The 1,774-nt window shown below is 61.5% G+C and carries 3 protein-coding genes; all 3 read right to left on the minus strand.

The window, feature by feature from the left end:
- On the minus strand, positions 1 to 238 hold a 238-nt coding region (locus EN969_RS29660), incomplete at its 3' end, for an ATP-binding cassette domain-containing protein (protein ID WP_127419656.1).
- Between the two features lie 41 nt (positions 239 to 279).
- On the minus strand, positions 280 to 1,101 hold the full coding sequence (locus EN969_RS29665; RefSeq protein WP_013531802.1) for a carbohydrate ABC transporter permease: 822 nt from the start codon (positions 1,099 to 1,101) through the stop codon (positions 280 to 282).
- On the minus strand, positions 1,102 to 1,774 hold a 673-nt coding region (locus EN969_RS29670; protein ID WP_164758612.1), incomplete at its 5' end, for a sugar ABC transporter permease.

Here is a 1,774-nt window from a genome sequence, read left to right on the forward strand (position 1 = left end):
CCATGGCGATGTTGCGGTCGCGCGCCCGCAGATTGTTGACGGTGCGATCGCCAATGGCGATCCTGCCGCCCGAGATCGTTTCAAGTCCGGCAATCATGCGCAGCAGCGTCGACTTCCCGCAGCCCGACGGGCCGACCAGGATGACGAACTCGCCGTCAGCGATATCGACGCTGACATCGTGGATAATCCTGGCCGTTCCGAAAGCCTTTTGCACGTTGTTGATTGTGACCGATGCCATTGGGTTTTCCTCGAAAAAGAGTGCGATGCCGTAGCGTGCCTTCAGCCGCCCTTGACGGCGCCCGCGGTCAGTCCGGCGACGATCTGCCTTTGTGCGAACATGGTCAGGACCAGTACCGGCAGTGTCACCACCAGGGCCGCGGCGGCGAGCGGCCCCCAGCTCACTTGCTCGTAGGAGAGCATGTTGTAGACGGCGACCGGCAGCGTGCGCGTTTCACGGCTGGCGAGCACCACGCCGAAGACGAAATTGTTCCATGAGAAGATGACGGACAGGATAAAGGCGACCACTATGCCCGGCTTGGCGATGGGCAAGGCGACCAGCCGGAACACCTGCCAGGAACTGGCGCCGTCGATGTTGGCGGCCTCTTCCAGTTCCATCGGGGTGGTCTCGAAATAGCCGATCATCACCCAGACGACGATCGGCACGGTCACCACCAGATGGATGATGATCTGCGGCCACAGCGTGCCGAGAATGCCGACCCATTGGAACAGCAGGAACAGCGGGATGAGATAGGAAAGCCCCGGCGTCATGCGGGCGATCATGATGACCACCGCCGATCGCTCGGCCTTGAGCCGCGCGATGCCATAGCCGGCCGGCACGCCGATCAGCAGCGCCAAAAGCGTCGCCGTGCCGGTCACCAGAACCGAATTCCAGAGATAGAGCAGGAAATTGTTCTCCTCGAACACTTTTGCATAGTTCGACCAGGCGAGATGTTCGGGGATCAGGATCGGCGGATAGGCGCCGTTGTCGATCTCGAATTTCAGCGACAGCGAGATCATCCAGAGGAAGAACAGGATCGCCGGCGAGACGAAGACCAGGGCCGCGAAGAACAGCCCGATCCGGTTGAGCAGTCGTGAACTCATCTATTTGCCCTCCACGCCGATCCACTGCGAGCGCTGGCGCAACATCAGGAGGATGAAGGACAGGGCGACGATGACGATGAAGAACACCACGGCCATGGCCGAGCCATAGCCGATGTCGTAGTAGGAGAAGGCGGTGTTGTAGAGATAGATGTTGATGGTCTCCGAGGCCGTGCCCGGCCCGCCCTGGGTCATCGCGTAGATGATGTCGAAACTCTTCAGTGCGTCGATGGTGCGGATGATCACCGCGATCATCAGGAACGGCGCGATCATCGGCAAGGTGAGATAGCGGAATTGCTGCCAGGCATTGGCGCCGTCGATTTCGGCGCTTTCGAACGGCTCGCGCGGCACGGACGCCAGGCCGCCGAGCACGATCAGCATCACCAGCGGCGTCCACTGCCAGGTCTCGACCGCAACCAGCGACGGGATGACCGTGTTGGCGTTGAAGATCCATTCCTGCGCCGGAATGCCGACCAGCGACAGAAGATAGTTGAGGACGCCGAGCTGGGGGTGGAACATCATCGTCCAGACCAGCGCCACGGCGACGGGCGTTGCCATCATAGGCATCACGAAGACGCCGCGCAGCAGGCCACGCAGCGGAAACCTGGCGTCGAAGATCAGGGCGGCGATGGTGCCGAGCAACATCGGCGCGGCAACCGAAAGGAAGGTGTAGCTC

This window comes from Mesorhizobium sp. M7A.F.Ca.CA.003.01.2.1 (genome assembly GCF_003998945.1).
Lineage (GTDB): Bacteria > Pseudomonadota > Alphaproteobacteria > Rhizobiales > Rhizobiaceae > Mesorhizobium > Mesorhizobium ciceri.